General features: G+C 60.8%; 11 protein-coding genes. 10 read left to right on the top strand and 1 reads right to left on the bottom strand.

What is annotated here, in order from left to right; all coding sequences use genetic code 11:
• The first annotated feature begins 82 nt into the window (after window positions 1-82).
• On the top strand, window positions 83-922 hold the full coding sequence (locus HMPREF0178_RS13940; protein WP_009368681.1) for an aldo/keto reductase: 840 nt from the start codon (window positions 83-85) through the stop codon (window positions 920-922).
• A gap of 210 nt (window positions 923-1,132) precedes the next feature.
• On the opposite strand, the gene HMPREF0178_RS13935 is transcribed toward HMPREF0178_RS13940, so the two are convergent.
• Window positions 1,133-3,088: a sigma-54-dependent Fis family transcriptional regulator gene (locus HMPREF0178_RS13935; protein WP_009368680.1), complete on the bottom strand. Its 1,956-nt coding sequence runs from the start codon at window positions 3,086-3,088 to the stop codon at window positions 1,133-1,135.
• Window positions 3,089-3,254: 166 nt separating this feature from the next.
• Between HMPREF0178_RS13935 and HMPREF0178_RS13930 the strand changes: the two genes are divergently transcribed.
• The 9 genes from HMPREF0178_RS13930 to HMPREF0178_RS13890 all read left to right on the top strand — a co-directional run bounded on the left by HMPREF0178_RS13930 (window position 3,255) and on the right by HMPREF0178_RS13890 (window position 18,281).
• Window positions 3,255-4,232 (top strand): amidohydrolase family protein, encoded by a 978-nt coding sequence (locus tag HMPREF0178_RS13930; protein ID WP_232281281.1) that lies wholly within the window; start codon window positions 3,255-3,257, stop codon window positions 4,230-4,232.
• A gap of 365 nt (window positions 4,233-4,597) precedes the next feature.
• Window positions 4,598-6,532 carry an FAD-dependent oxidoreductase gene (locus tag HMPREF0178_RS13925; RefSeq protein ID WP_009368678.1) on the top strand — a complete coding sequence of 645 codons (1,935 nt, stop codon included), beginning with the start codon at window positions 4,598-4,600 and terminating at the stop codon, window positions 6,530-6,532.
• Between the two features lie 27 nt (window positions 6,533-6,559).
• Window positions 6,560-8,452, top strand: a complete 1,893-nt coding sequence (locus HMPREF0178_RS13920) for a TRAP transporter fused permease subunit (protein WP_009368677.1) — start codon at window positions 6,560-6,562, stop codon at window positions 8,450-8,452.
• A 74-nt stretch (window positions 8,453-8,526) separates the two neighbouring features.
• The gene (locus HMPREF0178_RS13915) at window positions 8,527-9,531 is read left to right on the top strand and encodes a TAXI family TRAP transporter solute-binding subunit (RefSeq protein WP_009368676.1); all 1,005 of its coding nucleotides are present in this window, start codon (window positions 8,527-8,529) and stop codon (window positions 9,529-9,531) included.
• Between the two features lie 180 nt (window positions 9,532-9,711).
• Entirely contained in the window at window positions 9,712-10,578 is an 867-nt protein-coding gene (locus HMPREF0178_RS13910) for an amidohydrolase family protein (protein WP_009368675.1), read from the top strand.
• Between the two features lie 389 nt (window positions 10,579-10,967).
• Entirely contained in the window at window positions 10,968-12,002 is a 1,035-nt protein-coding gene (locus HMPREF0178_RS13905; RefSeq protein ID WP_009368674.1) for an acyltransferase, read from the top strand.
• Between the two features lie 378 nt (window positions 12,003-12,380).
• A complete protein-coding gene (locus HMPREF0178_RS13900; RefSeq protein WP_009368673.1) occupies window positions 12,381-12,869 on the top strand; it encodes a type III secretion system chaperone in 489 nt (162 codons plus the stop codon).
• A gap of 171 nt (window positions 12,870-13,040) precedes the next feature.
• The gene (locus tag HMPREF0178_RS13895) at window positions 13,041-16,676 is read left to right on the top strand and encodes a hypothetical protein (RefSeq protein ID WP_009368672.1); all 3,636 of its coding nucleotides are present in this window, start codon (window positions 13,041-13,043) and stop codon (window positions 16,674-16,676) included.
• A 441-nt stretch (window positions 16,677-17,117) separates the two neighbouring features.
• Window positions 17,118-18,281: an MFS transporter gene (locus HMPREF0178_RS13890; protein WP_009368671.1), complete on the top strand. Its 1,164-nt coding sequence runs from the start codon at window positions 17,118-17,120 to the stop codon at window positions 18,279-18,281.
• Window positions 18,282-18,315: the final 34 nt, after the last annotated feature.

Here is an 18,315-nt window from a genome sequence, read left to right as displayed (position 1 = left end):
AAATCCCACATGGCTGCTCAAAACACACACGGGGATAACATGGACAGTTTGCCACACTCCCCACACCTCAAAAGGAATACCCATGCAGACCACGACATTGCGTAATGGAATCGAAATCCCCCTGGAAGGCTTCGGCGTCTTTCAGGTGCCGGATGCCACCCTGTGCGAGCAAGCCGTCTCGGAGGCTCTGGCGGCAGGTTATCGGCTTATCGATACGGCTTCGGTCTATCGGAATGAGGAAGCCGTGGGAGCCGCCGTCCGCAAGAGCGGAATCTCCCGCAAGGAATTGTTCATCACCACCAAAGTATGGATTCAAGAGGCGGGCTATGAGAAAACGAAGAAAGCCTTTGAAGCGTCCTTGAACCGTCTGGGGCTCGACACTCTGGATTTATACCTGGTCCACATGCCCTTCGGGGATTATTACGGTTCATGGAGGGCAATGGAGGAACTCTACGAAAACGGCAAGATCCGAGCTATCGGCGTATGCAACTTCCTCCCTGGCCGGCTGATTGATCTGTGCCGTAATGCAAGCATCCCTCCCATGGTCAATCAGGTGGAAATGCACCCGCTCTGCCAGCAAAAGGAAGCTCTGGACGTCATGCGGGAATGCGGCGTCCAGCCACAGGCATGGGCACCTTTTGCCGAAGGGATGCGCGGGATTTTCAAGAACGAGCTCCTGTGCGCTATCGGCCAAAAATACGGCAAGACGGCGGCACAGGTCATGCTCCGCTGGAACGTCCAGCGCGGAGTCGCCGTGATTCCCAAGTCCGTCCACAGGGAACGCATCGAAGAAAACGCCCGTATCTGGGATTTCATTCTTGATGAACAGGATATGGAAGCCATTGCGCACATGGACGAAGGACACGGCCTGATCCTTGATACGCTTGCCCCATCCGAGGTCAAAAGGCTCTACGGCATCTAGAGCGAGAGCTTCACTGTATTTGGGAGAGGGAGAAAATTTTGGGGAAAGGGGGCACCCCATATTTCTCCTTTCTCCAAAAGTGCCAGCACGGTTGGCACCTCCCGCCTTTACGCTTATCACATCCCTGTCCGCAGTGTCCCATAAATGAAGTCCATTTGAAGGGCCACCCATAAAGGTTCCTCTCATATCGGAACGCCCCCCTCTCTCCGTTCATCCTTCGCCGCCGCGGCAGCTTGCCACATCGATCCCCAGCCGCCTCAGCTTGACGTACAGACCGCCCCTCGACACCCCGAGCAGTGCGGCCGCCGCCCGGATGTTGCCTCCGGTCTGCCGGAGCGTCTCAAGGATGGTCTCGGCCTCTTTGCTGTGCAAGAGGCCTTGCGGACTGGCGGGCTGGCGAACCGTCACCATCTGAGGCGGCAGATCCTCCTCGGAAACGAGAGGATGCCGTACGATATTGGCGAGCCGTTCCATCACGTTTTCAAGCTCACGGACGTTGCCGGGCCACTGGTAGCGCCGGAGCAGCGCCAACGCGCCGGGCGTAAAGCCCCGCACATCCTTGCCGAGACTGCCCGCGAATTTCAGCAGGAAATGCTCGGCCAAAAGCTCAATGTCCGACATCCGGCTGCGCAGCGGCGGCAGGGAAAGGGAAAAGACGTTGAGCCGATAGTAGAGGTCCTCGCGGAAGGTGTGCTGGCGTACGGCTTCCTCGAGGTTCTTGTTCGTCGCGGCGATGACGCGCACCGACACCGTACGGCTCGACTTGCCGCCGATGCGGGTCACCTCGCCGTTCTGGAGCAGGCGCAGGAGCGAAACTTGCGCGTCCATCGGCATCTCGCCGAGCTCGTCGAGAAAAATGGTCCCGCCGTCCGCAAGCTCGAATTTCCCCGGCTTCCCTGTCCGGCTCGCCCCGGTGAATGCCCCGTCTTCATAGCCGAAAAGCTCGCTCTCCACGAGATTTCGCGGCAGCGCGCCGCAGTTCACCGCCACAAAAGGGCGCGATGCCCGAGGGCTCGCGTTGTGGATGGACTGCGCGAAGAGTTCCTTGCCCGTGCCGCTTTCGCCGAGGATGAGCACCGTGGTGTTGCCCCGCGCGATGGTTTTCGCCTGATCGATGACCTCCATGAGCGGGGGCGAATCCCCAAGGATGCGATCAAACGTATACACGGCCTTCGACCCGGCGACGCGGGCCGCGAATCCCCTCATACGCCGGGCCTCCCGGAACGTGAGCACCACGCAGGCCTCTCTGGTCAGGGACATGGCCGAAAAGAAATAGGACAGCGAACCGGACTCCAAGGGGAACTGCGCCTCCTGATCCATGATATGGGGATCGCCCGTGAGGATGTTGTCGAGCATCTGCGAAGGCCGCATGAACTTGTAGATGTTTTCGCCCTGCTGCGGGGCCGGAAGCCCGAGCATGGAGGCGGCTTTGCTGTTCATGAGCTTCACCTCGCCGGAACGGGACACCACGATGACCCCCTCGTCGAGCAGTTCGATGATGGCCTGTTGCTGCTGGAGCAGGGCGCGGAGGCGGAGCTGTTCCGAAATGGCGTAGGCCGCCGCCCGCACCATGCCGAGGGTGTGGGAGTGGTACTTCTCGCGGAGCTGGCTCACGTTGAGCACGGCGATGAGCTGGTTCTTGCTGTCGAAAATCGGCGCCGCCGAACAGCTCCAACGGTGCCCCACGGTCAGGTAATGCTCCGCGCCGATGATCTCGATGGGCCTGCGCTCCGCTACGCACGTCCCGATGCCGTTGGTCCCCCGGAGCTGCTCGGTGGTGATCATGCCGGGCTTGGAACTGGGGTAGGTGTCGCCGTCCCTTCCGCTGGTTTCCATATGCAGGCTGATGCATTCGGCGGTGGAAAGGATCATGGACCCCGCGCCGGAAACCAGCGACGAGAACAACTCCTTCATGATCACGCGGGAGGACTCGAGGAGATCGGCATTGGCGGCGAGGATATGCCGGAAAATGGTCTCGTCCACCTTCTTGCGCACCGTGGTTTCGGGATCGACCCCGGCAAGGCGGCTGCGCTGCCACGAGCGCAGGACGAAATCGCTGACCACGGTGGTATCCACGGGCAGGCCACGGAGAAAAAGCTCCTTCTGGGCCGAAATGGCCTCCTGCCGGGCGTCGGACTGGAGATACGAATCATGGGTGTCCGTCATGGGAAGGCTCCTGCGGCGTCCCCGTGAGACGCGGACGCCGCGCATGTGACATTTGTGTATATGTCAATTGTACATGTCATAGATTATGACATGAAGGCAAGCCTTTTCCGGCGAACCGGGAAATTATTGTTCCTTTTTTCATAAGTGGTATGCGGATCGGGCTCAAATGGCGTGTGCTGGATCGCTTCTTGCTGTCCGCAGACTGTTGTCCGCGCACCGGGCGCAGCCGTATACACTCGCGGAGCCGCCGTCCACACGCACCGCCCGCGTCATCACCAAGGAGAATACCGCCATGCTCATCGATTTCCGTGTACGCCCCCCGTACAAGACCAATCTGACTACTTCGCTCTACAACAAGCCCGCACCGTCCTCCGATCCCACCAAGCAGTCGATTTTCCTGATCGGCAAGGAACGCGTCCCCTCGGCGGAAGCGCGCTCCATCGAACTGTTCATGCAGGAAATGGACGAGACCGAAACCGAACGCGCTGTGATCATGGGCCGCAAGGCCGATGACTATGGTTCCGTGGACAATGACGAAATCGACGAACTTGCGCGCGCCTATCCGGGCCGCTTCATCCCCTTCGCAGGCGTCAACCCGAACCTTCCCGGACAGGTAGAGGAAATCGAACGCGTTGCCGCGATGGGTTTCCGGGGCGTAGGCATCGACGCCGGATGGCTGCGCCGCCCGCTCTACCACGACGATCCGATTTTTGATCCCATTTATGCGAAATGTCAGGAACTCGGCATGATCGTCTCCCTGACCTCCAGTTTCATGCTCGGCCCGGATCTGAGCTACTCCGAGCCCTGCGCCATCCAGCGCGTCGCCATGAAATACCCAAACATGAAGATAGTCGTGCCGCACGGCTGCTGGCCGCATGTCCACGCTGCCCTTGCCGTGGCGATCCGTTGCCCCAACGTGTATCTCATGCCTGACTGTTACATTTATATCGATGGGTTCGCGCTGTCCGACGAGTACATCAAGGCCGCGAACACCTACCTGAAATACCGCATCCTTTACGCCAGTTCCTACCCGGTGCGTAGCCTCAGCCAGTGCCTCCGGGGTTGGAAGTCGCGCGGCTTCACCGACGAAGCCCTCCAGAACACGCTCTACGACAACGCCGCCAGGCTTCTTGGTGAAAAATAAAACATAAAAAAACAGTCAACCAGTTTGAAATCCCATGAAACAGCCCTGCTTCGGATAGCCGGAACAGGGCTGTTTTCCTTTATGGACACCTTATCAGATATCTATTCATCTGTAATATCCCGTAATCAAAAAAAGCTTTGCCGTCCTTTCCGGTGTGGTATAAATCAATGACATGTCATGAGCGCATGTCATTTTTTTGAACATGCAGGAAAAGACATGGAAAGGAAATCTTCAATTAATCATTTTAAATAAATGAATAAATGTAAAATAAGGCTTTTTTGTATGATTTGGCACAATCATTGCCTTATATCTTGCATAAAAAAGAACAAAAAGGCCCGATCCGTACTTTCACACCCGGAGCGTCTATGTCCTCTTCCATCCTGCTCTCACCTCTGACCATCAGAAAGACAACCCTCAGAAACCGCATCATGCTGCCCTCAATGGTCACGCACTACTGCGCGGTCAACGGCGAAGTCAGCGAGCGCCTCATCGCCTACCACGCCGAGCGCGCCCACGGCGGCGTGGGGCTCAACATGCTCGAATCCACCAGTGTGGACGATACGGGCAAAAGCTATTGGCCCGGCGTGAGCATCGCTTCCGATCACTTCATCAAAGGCCTTCGCCGGCTCACGGACGCCATCCACGCCCACGGCGGCAAGGCGGGCATCCAGCTCAACCACGCCGGGCGTCTGGCCCAGCCCGCCGTTTCCGGCCACCCCCGCCAGCTCGTTTCCTACATCCCCGGACTCACCACCTACGACGAAATCCACGTTATGGATGAGGACGACATCGAACGCGTCATCGGCAGCTTCTGTTCCGCAGCCGAACGCGCCGCCGAGGCCGGGTTCGATGTTGTCGAAATCCACGGCGCGCACGGCTACCTCCTCTCGCAGTTCATGTCCCCGCTCTTCAACCGCCGCGAGGACGCCTATGGAGGCAGCTTCGAAAAGCGGATGCGCGTATCCGTGGAAGTCATCCGGGGCATCAGGAAACGTCTCGGACCGGATTTTCCCCTGTTCTTCCGGTGCAGCGTCGAGGAGTACCTGCCCGGCGGCATCACGTTAGAGCTGGCCCGCGACATCGCCCGCACAGTGGCGGACAACGGCATCGATCTGTTCAACGTCAGCGTGGGGCTTGGCGAGACAAACCGTTTCACCGGCCCGCCGCCCTGCCTGCCCAAGGGCTGGAACGCCGACCGCGCCGCCGCGATCAAGGAAGCCCTCGGAGATCGCGCCCTTGTAGGCGTGGCCGGGCGCATCATCGACCGGGAATCCGCCGACGCCGTCCTCAATTCCGGCAAGGCCGATCTCGTGGTCATGGGGCGGGCGCTCATCGCCGACCCCGATCTGCCCAACAAGCTCGCCGCGAACCATGACGATGCGGTCATCCCATGCGTGGGCTGCAATGAGGGTTGCGTGGCCCGGCTGCGCGAACGCAAGGCCGTCGCCTGCGCCGTAAATCCCCGCACAGGCTGTGAGGGCATGTATTCCCGCACGCACGCAGCCGTCTCCAAGCATGTGGCTATCGTGGGCGGCGGGCCAGCCGGGATGCAGGCCGCGCTCATAGCCGCCGAACGGGGGCATCGGGTAACCCTTTTTGAAAAACGGACCCGCCTCGGCGGGCTGGCCAACATCGCCGCTCTGCCGCCGCATAAGGATCTGTATGCCGTGCTCGTGAACCGCCTCAGCGAACGGCTGATCGCTTCCGGGGTCAAGGTCTTCCTCGGGACCGCGCCCTCCGTCGCGGAGCTCGCCGAACTCAAGCCCGACACGCTCATCGTCGCCACGGGAAGCGCACCCGTCATCCCCCATTTCTGCGAAGGCATCGCCAACGCCGTTACCGCCGAAGACATCCTCACCGGCAAGGCCAAGGCCGGACAGCGTGTGCTCGTCGTGGGCGGGGGCATGGTGGGCAGCGAAACCGCCGAATACCTCGCGCTCAAGGGCGGGGACGTCACCATCCTCGAACTGCGGCCCGATCTTGCGGCGGACATGCAGGCCCGTGCCCGGAGCTTCCTCCTCGAAAGCCTCAGGGAGCATAAGGTCAAGGCGCTCACATCCACGGAGCTGGTTTCCGTCGAGCCGGATGGGCACGTTACCGTGAAGGACGCCTACGGCTCCCAGCGGGAACTCCCGCCTTTCGACACCCTCGTCCTCGCCCTCGGCTACCGCCCGTCGAACACCCTGTGCGCGGAACTTTCGCTGGCGGGCGTGCCCTTCACCGCCATCGGCGACTGCCGCCGCGTGGGCAAGGTGCTCGACGCCATGCACGAGGCCTACACCACAGCCTATAACCTGTAGCCGCTCCGCGGACCGGAGGAGGTCATCATGGTTCCCGTTTTCGACCGCAGGAAACTGCGCCCGCTCATCCTCGTCCTTGCCATAGCCCTCTGCGTATTCCAGCTCACGACCTGCACGGGCGCATGGCTGCTCGATCCGCTGATCGTCCGGGCCACGCACGTGGGGCTCGTGCTCTCCATGCTGTTCCTGTGGCGCTCGTCCAACCGGGCCTTGCGTAAGAACCCCCGGCCCGAACCCGTATGGTCGTTCCTGTTCGACATCCTCATGATCGCCATGAGCGCCGGGGCTGCGGCGTACATCATCACAAACTTCTCCTACATCCAAGACAGGATGCCGCACATCGACGAGCTGACGGCATGGGATCTGTTCTGGGGTGCCGGGCTCATCGTCGCCATCCTTGAGGCCACCCGGCGCGTAGCGGGCCTCGCCCTTGTGATCGTGTCCGGCATCGCGTTGCTGTACGCCTTCTTCGGGCACCTCCTGCCCGGCAACATGGGGCACCTCTACCTCGCCCCCAATCAGATCATCGAATCGCTGTACCTGCTCAACGACGGCATCTGGGGCTCCTCCATCGGCGCTTCGGCCACGATCATCTATGTGTTCATCCTGTTCGGCGCGCTGCTCGAAAAGACCAACATGGCCAGCGTGTTCCTCGAGCTCGCCTGCCTCGTCACCCGCAACGCCAAGGGCGGCCCGGCCAAGGCGGCCATCTTCGGCAGCGCCCTCTTCGGCAGCGTTTCCGGCAGCGCGGCGGCCAACGTCTACGCCACCGGCACCTTCACCATCCCGCTCATGAAGCGCGTGGGTTACCGGCCCGAATTCGCGGGCGCGGTCGAGGCGGTCGCCTCATCCGGCGGCCTGATCATGCCCCCGGTCATGGGCAGCATCGCCTTCGTCATGGCCGAATACACCGGCATCAGCTACCTGAGCATCTGCAAGGCCGCGCTCCTGCCCGCCGTGCTCTATTACCTGTCCCTGTTCACCATGATCCACTTTGAGGCGCTCCGGCATGGGCTCGGCGGCACGCCGTCCGACCTCATCCCCGAACTGCGCTCCATCAAGCGCAAGCTCTACTACCTCGCGCCGCTGGCCCTGCTCATCGTCCTCATGATCGCCGGAAGGAGCATCATCTTCTCGGCCCTGCTCGCCTGCGCCGCCGTGGTTGCCCTGTCTTTCCTGAGCCCCGAAACACGCCTCACTCCGGCCCGTTTCCTCGCCACAATGGAAAACGCGGCGGCGAACCTGCTCATGATCGCGGCGTGCTGCGCCTGCGTGGGCATCGTCATCGGCGTCGTGACCATGACCGGGTTCGGCTTCAGTTTCGTCAACCTCATGGGCTCGCTCGCGCAGGTGCATATCGGGATCTTCCTGCTGGTGCTCGCCGGGACATGCGTGATCTTCGGCATGGGCCTGCCTTCCCTGCCCGCCTACATTCTCGTCGCCACCTTCGGCGCGCCCGCGCTGGTGCAGGCCGGGGTCCCGGTGCTCGCCGCCCACCTGTTCGTCATGTATTTCGCCATCTCGTCCGGCATCACCCCGCCCGTATGCCTCGTGGCCTACGCCGGGGCCGCCATTGCCGACGCGCCGCCCATGAAGACGGGCTTCACCGCCTTCAAGCTCGGCATCGCCGCCTTCATCGTCCCCTTCATCTTCATCTTTGAGCCCGCGCTCCTGCTCATGGGCGACTGGCCCACCATCCTGCAGGCCGTGTTCACCGCCGTGCTCGGCGTGGTCTGCCTCGCCTCCAGTATGCAGGGATGGCTGTTCACCGAATCCTCGCCCGCCGAGCGGGTCATGATGTTCGTGGCGGGGATCGTGCTCGTGTACCCCGGCCTCCTCACCGACCTCATCGGCTTCGGCACAGCCAGCCTCGTCTTTTTCATCCAGATCGCACGCAAGAAGCGGCTCTGCGCCGCCTGATCCATCCCCGCTTCCGGGCTCTTGCCCGCAAACCTTCCACCGGGTCTCGGCCCACATACCCAGAGGAGTCCATCATGTCCCTCCTGCACAAGGCCATAACGCTTTCCGGCGCTTGCGCCATCGGCCTCACGCTCGCCTTCGCCGCTCCCGCCGCCGCTGAAGACACCAAACCCATTAACTTCCGGGCCGTGGGCGGCGCGGTGCTCGGCGGCACATGGAATGTCGGCCTCACCGGGGTCGGCAAGCTGGTCAACGACCGCTATCCCGGCAGCGCCATCAACGTGCTGCAGGGCGCTTCGGTCAGCAACCCTCTCCGCCTTGAACAGAACGCCGCCGACGTCACCCTGACCCAGACCTTCAACACCGTGGCGGCCCGCGACGGCAAGGCCCCGTACAAGAAACCCCTCACGAATGTGGCCTCGCTCGCCAACATGAACGACACCTCGCGCCTGTCCATCATCGTCTCCGCCGATCTTCCGGTGAACACGTTCGACGAACTCATGGAAAAGAAACTGCCCGTCCGCCTCGATCGCGGGGCCAAGGGCACCCTGCACAACGTGGTCGGCGCCATGCTGCTGGCCGAATACGGGTACACCTACGACGACATCACGAAATGGGGCGGAGCACACACCGCCGTTTCCGCCAACGACCGCGTGGGCATGTTCCAGGACGGCACCCTGAACGCCTACCTGACCCTCGGCCCCGGCCAGCAGTCCCACATTCAGGAACTCGTGCTCAACGCCAAGGTGAAGTGGCTCCCCGTGTCCGACAAGGTGCTCAAGAGCGTCACCGCCAAGACCGGGCAGTCCATCGGCGTCATCCCCGCCGACTTCTACGGCGGCGCGGTGGGCAAGGACGTCCCCTGCATCACCGACTCCACAGTCATGCTCGTCCGCAAGAACATGCCGGACGCCGATGTCTACAAGATCACCAAGGCCATCGTGGAAGGCTATAAAGAGCTGCACGCCGTCCAGCCCACATGGAAAACACTGGTTCCCGAGCACATGGCCGACAACCTCGCCCTGCCCCTGCATCCCGGTGCGGAGAAGTATTACCGTGAGGCCGGCATCATCAAGTAACCCCTTGCCCGATTCCCTTTCCCGGCCCGTTGTTTCCACGGGTCGGGAATCTTTTCCCGAATCAACGAAAACCCGGCACACATCCGAACCCGCTTGACCGGGAGCGCTTCCGAAAGCATCCGGCAACACTCCCGTGTCCAGCGGCTTCCGCCGGGCCTACCACCGCAAAAGGACGACATCATGGTCATTGATTTCCGTATCCGCCCTCCGTACAAAGGCTTTATGAACCTCGGCATCGTCAAAAACTGGCAGTCCGTGCCCGACGATCCCCGCAAGATGCGCCCCACCGGGTTTGAACGCCTCCCCGTCCCTTCGATGGAGCACGCCTCCGTAGACATGCTGGTCGACGAGATGAAGGCCGCCGGAGTCACTAAAGGCGTGCTGCACGGGCGGCACACCGGCAACGCCCGTTACGGCGACGTGAGCAACGCCGAAGTCAACGAGTTGCTGCTCCGCTATCCGGGCCTGTTCGTAGCCCTCGCGGGCATCTCTCCCAATGCGCCGGACGCCCTTGAAGAAATCGAGCGTTGCGTCCGCGACTGGGGCTTTAAGGGCGTGGCCCTTGATCCTGGATGGTGCAGCCCCGCCATGTACGCCACCGATCCCAAGATCGAGCCCATCCTTGACCTCTGCCAGCAACTCGGCGTGTTCGTCAGCATCACCATGAGCGCCTACGGCGGCCCGGATCTCAGCTATTGCGATCCAACGCCGCTCGTGCCCATGCTCCGCAAGTTCCCCAAGGTCAACGTGGTCATCCCGCACGGCTGCTGGCCCAAGGTGCAGGAGGCCGTGGGCGTAGCCCTGCTCTGCCCGAACCTCTACCTTGCCCCGGACTGCTATTTCTTCCTGCGCAACATGCCCATGCGCCACGAATACGCCAATGCTGCGAATTCATTCCTTAAATACCGCTTCCTTTTCTCCACCAGCTATCCCATCCGTGGATTTGCGCAGGCCATTGAAGACTGGAAAAACGCCGGGCTCGAACCTGAATCCCTCCAGCGCTCCCTGTACGACAACGCAGCCGAGCTGCTCGGGATTTCCGGCTGATCCTTCCTGCTCCGCACAGTATTGAAAATGCGGCGGGCCGGGGGAAGGGAAACTCTGAGAGCGGGAAACACCCGCCCAGGTTATCCCTTCCCCCGGCCTCCTTCTTTTCCAACTGGTTCCGAATGGTGGGGGACTGACTCCGGAGGGGCGTTCCGATACGCATCAAAAAGGATGGAACGGGGCTCCCCACGGCTCGAACCTTTCCCCCTCTCTGACCACGCATACTGCCGGGCATTCAGCTCTGGCCGATGCGCTTTTCCCTTTTCCCTGAAAAGCCGCCGTGAAACCCCACCGTTTCCCTTGTTTACACGGGGAGCCTCTCCAGTATATGGTGTACCACTCAAAGCCCTGCGCAACAAAGGGCTTCACGGTATACAGGAGAGCTCTTCATGGAAAAACAAGGCTTCGATCTGGCGATGCACTATTTCAGGGCGTTCGCCATCTTTTCCGTTATAAGCGTTCATATGTGGATCGTGCCGCCTCTTGAAGGCAACGAATCCATGAGCCGTTTTCTGGATATGCTCCGTGGCGTCCTGTTTCATTCGAGTACGTTGTATTTTGTCTTCATTTCAGGTTATTTGTTTCATTTTTTGGCTCAAAGGAAATTCGACTTACGGACATACTACAGAAAAAAACTGCTCAACGTCATTGTTCCGTATGTGATCCTGTCCGTTTTTTTCACAGGATACGCCTTCTTTTGGCATTCCTATACGGGAGAGGTGCCCCGTTTCACCAAGCTGGCGACGGGATGCTGGGAATTTTTCCAAGCGCTGCTGTACGGCGATGTGGTCCTGACCTATTGGTACATCCCGTTCATCGCCACGATATTCCTCGTGAGCCCGCTTCTGTTGCGCCTCAGTGAGGAACGGTTCGCCCTGCTCACGCTGTTCACCGTCTGGATTCCCCTGCTCATCCCCCGGACGGAATTGACAAGTTTCTTCCACAACTATGCCTTCTTCTTTCCCGCGTACCTGCTCGGCATGTTCTACTCCATGAACCGGGACCAGATCCTCGCGTCCATCGCCAAGCATATCAAAATCCTCGTCGCCTTCTCCCTCGTCTTCACCGTGCTCCTCGGCATCAATGCCTATGAGGAAATCCTGCCGAACATCGAGGCCGCCTATTATATGCAGAAAATAGCCATCGGCGCGTGCGTGGTCCACTTCCTCGAAAAGATCAAACACATCCGGATCACGCTCCTCGATCTCATCGCCACGTACAGTTTCGCCCTGTACTTCCTGCACGACTTCATCCTGTTTACGTTCCAGAACCTGTTGTTCTCCTTTTTCGGCATTCTCCTGCCGGAAAGCCTGTTCTTCGTGTCCCTGTTCACGTTTTTCTGCGAAGTGGCCCTCTGCCTCCTCCTGATCATGGGCATCAAAAAACTGCTCGGCCGCCGCTCAAGGTATGTCATCGGCTCCTGATCCGGAGCCCAACCTGCATCGGCCCGTTCCGTGGTGGCGGGCCGTTTCCGTAATGTTCCCGCGACGGGCCTCCACAGGGCCGGCAGCCACGGCAAGGGGCCAGAAGCCTGTCCCGGTGCGGCGGAGGCCCTCTCCTCCGATAAAGCCGCCGCCACTCCCCGGCCCTTCACGTCCATCCCCAAAACAGGCATAATCACGTGGCGATCCGTGAACACTTCTCCACAGCCGGAACCGGTATCCCCTCAAACAAAATTTCTGCGCTGCAGCGGCTTCCTCCGATTTTCTGGATCGCTTTTTGCTAATTCCCTTTCATAAGGATACGTTCATCAACATTATTGGCATCCCAGAATGCCGTACTCTCACCGTTTAGGAGAAACCATGAACGCGACGCCGTACATTGAGGCACTGGGCAAAGAAACAGGCATGGACATCACCTTGTCCGCATCCGGGGCCGCCGCCCTTTCGCTCGGAGGGCGGAACCTGCTGATCCAATGGATCGAAGCGACGCACTCCTTCATCATATATGTTGAAGTCGGCGCTCTCGGCGGCTGGCGCAACGGCGAAATCTGCCGTCTGCTGCTGGCCTCGAACTTCCTCCTCGCGGACACGCAAGGCGGCGCGCTCAGCTATAACGACGCCACCGGCATGGTGGGGCTGAACTTCCCGATCCCGACCTATGGGCTCGACACCGGGGATTTCCTCAAAACCGTCAACAACATCGTCCTGTTCTCGGAAACATGGAAAGCCCGCCTCGACGCCATGAACAAAGAACAGGAAGCCCTTACGGAACAGGCGCAGCAAGCCGTCCTCGAAGGAGGGGAAGCCCCGGAGCCGTCTTTCACCGCCGGGCAATTCCTCCGCGTCTAGAGCGTTTCAGAAATGCCCCAACGCCGGAATCTCCGGTGCGCCGCAATATGGCGTGCATCCAGCCGAAAACGATATTGATGCAGGAAAGCCATAAAACGGCGCGTATTTCAAAGGTAACCGCTCTCGGCTTCGTACCGGACACCGCATCTTGTTTCAGCTATAGGAGGCCGTATGCCTGTTTCCCTTCAGCAGTTCTTCAATAGTGCCAACACGGTTGGCGATTCCGCGTCTCTTTTTCTTCAAAACGGTGGTGAATCCGTCGGCGATACTTCCTCGCTGCACGGAATCCATAAGCTTTCCCGCAGCGCCAAGGCCGAAGAAAACCGTGCCACGGTCACGGCATTCTTGAACGCCCTTGATCAATCCCCGCAGTTCCGCAACATCAACGCCGATATACGGGGAATGCTCAACGCGAAGCTTGAAGGGGGCAAGCCCCTCACTGCGGAAGACGTCAAACTCGTGCGCGATTCAGTCCTGTATGACGAAGCTCTTGCCGCAGGCCGCCAGCTCGCCGACGGCAACGCGCTTCCTGCCGGGCATGCCACCTCCTTCGCCCAGTTCGCGCTGGTCCGCAATCTGGATCTCGGCAGTCCGCAGGGCCAACGTGACGCCGTACGGACGTATCTTTGCGAGAAGGTCATCCCACAAAATGTCGGTGTCCTCACGCAGCTTCCCGGCCTTGGAACGCGCGGCGCGGCCATGACCACGGCCCTCACTCGCCTCAACCAGCCCCTCGCGGGCGCCAACGGCTTCTTTGCCCACCAGTTGCGGGCCGATATGGAAGCCCACGGGACCGAAGGCGCCTTTACCCGGCTCCAGACGGCCTTCCGCGACGCCAATGCGGCGGACATCGATATCCTGTCATCGCTGAAAGACGATATGCTCGGCTTGTTGCCGCAGCTTCCCAACGGCAAGGACATGATCGCCACGCTCAAAGAGGCTCTTCCCATGCTCGGGCGGGACAACATGCAGGGGCTGGCCATGAGCTTCGCCACAAACATGCCCACGCTTGCGACGCCCGCCGAACGGCAGGATGCCGTGCGCGGCTTCATGATGCGGACAGCCGGGAAGGCGGAGGGCATACGCCAAGCCATGACCCTCGCCGGATTGCCCCAGAACTTCAGCTCCGCCCTCGCCAACAACCCTGCCGTGATCAAACATTGCACGGCGCTGCTCAACGACAATCCCGGACCCGGCGTCTATCCGTCTCAAGAGCGTGTGGCCGAGGCGATGGACATCGCCGTACAAGTCTTTGTGGAAGACAACCTGCCCCTGCTCCGCGAGTTCGCGCTCATGGCGCAGGACCCGCCGGGCGACCTGAATCCGCCGGTCACTGCGGAAACCATGCCCCGTTACATCAACGCCATGCTCGCGGGCGACGTGATGGTGGAGCAGCTCCTCAACGACAGCGTGCCTATGGATGCCGCCTTCCTCGAACGCATCGCCGACCATGCCGACGCGCTTAACTCGGCGGCTCACAGCTTCAAGGGCGATTACGGCGCGGACGACATCGCCGCCGTGCTCCGCAACTCCGTCTCCATGCTGTTAGCCCGGCGCGGGGTCACACAGGACATGCTCCCCGATCTCATGAAAAACGCGGTGGACAAGTTCGGCCCTCTCGCCAACCAGTTCGCCACGCTCAACGGGGCCATCCAACGCGGCCTCGGCGGGATGCGGGGCTTGGAATTCCTCAAGGAAGGCATGACCCAGTTCCGCAGCCTCGAAGGACACGCCAGAGCGCTCATCAGCCTCATGTCCCGCGAACAGAAAGTCGACATGGGGATCGCAACGCCCGGTGACGTCGATCCGCAGTCCGAAGAAATCCAACGGCAGGATGGGGAGCTCTTGAGCGAATTCCTCGAATCAAAGTTCGAGGTATTTGGAGATACGGAACAAATCCCCGTTATGCTGCGGGAGTTCGCCCGCTCGCACGGCCTTGACATCCCCCGGCTCAGCACTACGCAGCACAGCGCCCTGTCCGGCGCCAACCGGGAAACCTTCAACGCCGTCCTGGACGAGCTCATCCCCGAGCAGGGACACGTCGTCGAGGCCAACACGGACGCCTTCCGGGCCGTTTTCGATTCGATCAACGAAGATGGCGCGCTCGCGGGCCTGAGGCCCGACGCCATCAATCCGAGGCCGTTCTATCAGGGCGTCAGCCAGGCCCTTACACCCCTGCTCAACGCGGCCAATGAGGAAGGGAACGCCGTCGACGCGGCACAACTGCGCCAGCTCGCCGGAGACGTCATCGGAGCCGAACTCTTGGGCCTCAAGGACACGTTGGACGACATCGGCGCGCTGCCCGCCGAACGGTTCAGCGATGCGGACAAGGATGTCATGAAGGAGATCGCCCAGCGCTACGGCGTGCGCGATGCCGGAGCCATAGCCGAGGCCTTCACGGCGGCGAAGGAACTGCCCGTGCCGACCGGGCTCGTCAATCTGGCGCGGCTCGATCAAACTCCGGGGCGCTTCACGCAGGCCGTCATGGACGTATCCGAACGGTTCTGCGCGTTTCATGAGCGCTATGCGCAACTGCCCGGATCCGAAGATCTGCTCCCCATGATGTGCGACTTCATCCTCGAAGGCATGACGCCGAACGAACTCGCCAATGTCTCCGCCAACATGCAGTCCGACATGGCACACAAGCTCGCCGGGGCCTGCCTCCATATTGTGGGGCACCCGAGAGCCCCGCGTGATACCGCCCCGCTGATGGGCGCGACGCAGATCATGAACAACCTGCGCCAGAACGCCGAATACCGGCTCGGGCACAATCCGCAGGTCGATCCCATGTATTTTAACGACGAAATCAATCATCTGTGCGAGATGCCCGGCGACGCGGAATCCCCTCTCAGCCGTCTCGGCCGGTTTGCCCCCGGCGTCATCACCGATTTCGACGTCCAGATGAATCGCCATGCCGAACGGCTCACACCGCAGCAGTGGGAACAGCTTCGCGGCATCCATACGCAGCTTGCCCAGACAGCTCAGGGCGCGCAGGATTTCCTGCTTCCGTACTGGGTGGAATCCTCGGTTTCCGACCTGCTCGCCGCTCTGGAGGCCAACCGCGGCAAGCCGCTTTCCAACCGGCAGATCTGGGATGCCATGGTCGGCGGCCCCATGCCCAGGGTCATCAGCGCCGAACACTTCGGCGCGGATCTCATCAAGTCCGTTTCCCAAATGTATGTGGGCCTGCTCCAGGCCGCGGCACCGGATATGCCTCAGCCGGTAATGGACGCCGCACTTATGAACAGCAGCAGTTTCGGCCTGAGCCCCAAAAAGCTCATCGCCTTGACCCGCCCCCATGCGCATATCTCTCTGAAAGACATCTCCGTGGCTACGGGTATGGGCTCTCTGAGCGGCATTGATGAGGAAACGGCGTATGGCCTCGTGACGGACTTCCGTCGCCGGGGCAAGAATACAGTCATGCAATTCGAGGATCGCAACGGGAACGGCTTCGCCACCAGCCCGTTCAGCATCTCCGATGAGGAAAATACATCGGAAAACCCGCATTTCACGGAGATCATCGGCCGGGTGCGCGGCATGACCCACTCCGAAGGGCAGCTTGCCCGGGTCATGCAGTGTTTCTCGCAAGCGCCGCTGATCATGCCCCGCGTCCTCAGTACATGCTTCCCCGGCGTGGAGTTCAGCGAGCACGGCAATTTCTCCGTTTCCGCCAAGGAACAGCAGGACGGCTCCGTCCTCGTGGACATCACGTCCGATCCGGCGTTGCCGCTCATCCTCGACATGCAGATCCGCGTTGGTACGGATGGTTCCCATACCTTTGAACGGCTCGACATGAGCAGGCCGTAATCTTCCTTCCATAAACGGGCCTCCACGCGGCCCGGCACGAAAACCGCCTCCAGGATTTATCCGGGAGGCGGTTTTCACTGATGAAGAGGGAAAGGACGCCCCCCTCCATAGCCGCCCCACAACGCGCGGGAGCGGTGAGCTTCGCACCCTGACTAGCCTTCTCAGGCCCCCGCGCCTTCCCTATCCCCTACTCTTTTCGTGGGGCCAGAACGTCCAGAAGAGCACGCAACAAGGCGTCACTCCGGCACAATAGACGCTATCACCCCTTTCGCCCTTCCATAATCCCCCGGCGCACCTTTGTTTTTTACCAGAAAGAGCCTTGCTTTTTCGTCTGAGATTTCCCACTATCCACTGTGCCGTGGCTGCCGCGTCGGCCCTTCGCGCCGCCGGGAACGCCCGCTTCCCCTCATCCGTCCCCGCCTGCGGACAAAGGTCATCGTCATGGACAAAAAGAAAATTTTCCTTGTGTCGCTCGGGCATCTGTCGTGCGACATAAACGGCGGCGCGTTGCCCGCCATCCTGCCCTTTTTGATCACCGCGTACGGTTTCGACTATCAGGCCGCCGCCGGGTTGATGTTCGCCTTCTCCTGCCTCTCCTCGATTATTCAACCGGCTTTCGGCTATCTGTCCGACAAGCTTTCCAAGCCGTGGTTCATTCCCGTGGGCGTCCTGCTGGCCGGGGGCGGGCTGGCTTCCATCGGCTTCCTGCACAGCTACTGGGCCATTTTCGCGGCCATTGCCCTCAGCGGCGTGGGCGCGGCCCTGTTCCATCCCGAGGGCGCGCGTTTCGCCAATAAGGTTTCCGGCGCTTCCAAGGGCACAGGCTTGAGCCTCTTTTCCATAGGCGGCAACAGCGGTTTCGTATTCGGACCCATGCTCGCGGTAGCGGCCATCGGCGCGTTCGGTATGCCCGGCACGTCCGTTTTCGGCCTCATAGCCCTCGTCATGTCGGTCATCCTCCTCTACCAGATCTCGCACCTCTCGGGCATGAAGAAGACCGAAACCGAAAGCGCGAAAGCTGCCGGGGAAACCGAAGAGGTGAAAAACAACTGGAAGGAATTCTCCAAGCTGACGCTGGCAATCATTTCCCGGTCCGTCCTGTTTGTGGGCTGCAATACCTTCATTCCGCTCTACTGGATCCATAACTTCGGCCAGTCCAAAGCTGCCGGGGCCGCGGCTCTGACCTGCTTCTGCACGTTCGGCGTCATCAGCAACTTCATCGGCGGGATGCTCTCGGACCGTTTCGGCTACCTGCGGATCATCCGGCTCTCCTACGTGGTCCTGATCCCCTCCATCGTCCTCTTCGGTCTGGTGGACAATCTCTATGCCGCTTTCGCGCTCCTGCTGCCCCTCGGTTTTTCCTTGTACGCGCCCTTCAGCTCAATGGTCGTGCTTGGGCAAAAATATCTGGCGAAGAACATCGGTTTCGCTTCCGGCGTCACCCTCGGGCTCGCCACCAGCATGGGCGGCATCGTCGCCCCGCTCCTCGGCTGGATCGCCGACGGCTACGGCCTGCCCCGCGCCATTCAGAGCATGACCGTTGTAGCCGTCATCGGCACAGTGGCAGCCTTCCTGCTTGTCTCGCTCAACAGACGCACGGACTGAACGGAGAAAGCATTTGGAAAGAGGAAGAGGAGTA

The sequence above is a fragment of the Bilophila sp. 4_1_30 genome (assembly GCF_000224655.1).
In the GTDB taxonomy this organism is placed as follows: Bacteria; Desulfobacterota; Desulfovibrionia; order Desulfovibrionales; family Desulfovibrionaceae; genus Bilophila; species Bilophila wadsworthia.
The sequence above is the reverse complement of the archived record's forward strand: the minus strand, read 5'-3'. Positions and strand labels throughout refer to the sequence as shown.

Coding starts and splice junctions, on each gene's coding strand:
- HMPREF0178_RS13940 (WP_009368681.1), top strand. CDS start 83: ATGCAGACCACGACATTGCGTAATGGAATCGAAATCCCCCTGGAAGGC.
- HMPREF0178_RS13935 (WP_009368680.1), bottom strand. CDS start 3,088: ATGACGGACACCCATGATTCGTATCTCCAGTCCGACGCCCGGCAGGAG.
- HMPREF0178_RS13930 (WP_232281281.1), top strand. CDS start 3,255: ATGGCGTGTGCTGGATCGCTTCTTGCTGTCCGCAGACTGTTGTCCGCG.
- HMPREF0178_RS13925 (WP_009368678.1), top strand. CDS start 4,598: ATGTCCTCTTCCATCCTGCTCTCACCTCTGACCATCAGAAAGACAACC.
- HMPREF0178_RS13920 (WP_009368677.1), top strand. CDS start 6,560: ATGGTTCCCGTTTTCGACCGCAGGAAACTGCGCCCGCTCATCCTCGTC.
- HMPREF0178_RS13915 (WP_009368676.1), top strand. CDS start 8,527: ATGTCCCTCCTGCACAAGGCCATAACGCTTTCCGGCGCTTGCGCCATC.
- HMPREF0178_RS13910 (WP_009368675.1), top strand. CDS start 9,712: ATGGTCATTGATTTCCGTATCCGCCCTCCGTACAAAGGCTTTATGAAC.
- HMPREF0178_RS13905 (WP_009368674.1), top strand. CDS start 10,968: ATGGAAAAACAAGGCTTCGATCTGGCGATGCACTATTTCAGGGCGTTC.
- HMPREF0178_RS13900 (WP_009368673.1), top strand. CDS start 12,381: ATGAACGCGACGCCGTACATTGAGGCACTGGGCAAAGAAACAGGCATG.
- HMPREF0178_RS13895 (WP_009368672.1), top strand. CDS start 13,041: ATGCCTGTTTCCCTTCAGCAGTTCTTCAATAGTGCCAACACGGTTGGC.
- HMPREF0178_RS13890 (WP_009368671.1), top strand. CDS start 17,118: ATGGACAAAAAGAAAATTTTCCTTGTGTCGCTCGGGCATCTGTCGTGC.